Raw genomic sequence first — 383 nt, forward strand, 5'->3', positions numbered from 1 at the left:
CTAACATCTTGAGAGGACCGGATAGGTCCTCTTTTTATGTATGTTTAGAGTGATGAAGACACGCTTCTTAAAGTTGATAAAATTTCTAAAACTGAAGCCCAGACGTTTAATATCTTTGATAAGCTTATTGGTCCCCTCCAATTTTGCATTTGAGTACTGTGTTTCTAGTGCGTTTTTGATGTATTGTTTGTGTCTAAGAAAAGTCCTAAAGACTATTTTGAAGTAATGGTTGACCTTGCTTATATTCTCCTCTATGAGTTCAAAAAAATCATCCACTCTTTTTTCCTGAAAGTGAAAAAGTAAAAGCTGATAGAGGTTAGAATAATTAGCGAGTTCCTCTGAGAAATTCAATGTCTTCTCAACAACTTCATGTGGTGCTAAAG

The 383-nt window shown here is 34.7% G+C and carries 1 pseudogene; it reads right to left on the reverse strand.

From position 1 onward, the window contains the following. A pseudogene (locus ADF62_RS01345) lies at window positions 1–383 on the reverse strand (transposase); the annotation flags it as partial.

Source organism: Streptococcus sp. 1004_SSPC (assembly GCF_001069025.1).
Lineage (GTDB): Bacteria > Bacillota > Bacilli > Lactobacillales > Streptococcaceae > Streptococcus > Streptococcus vestibularis.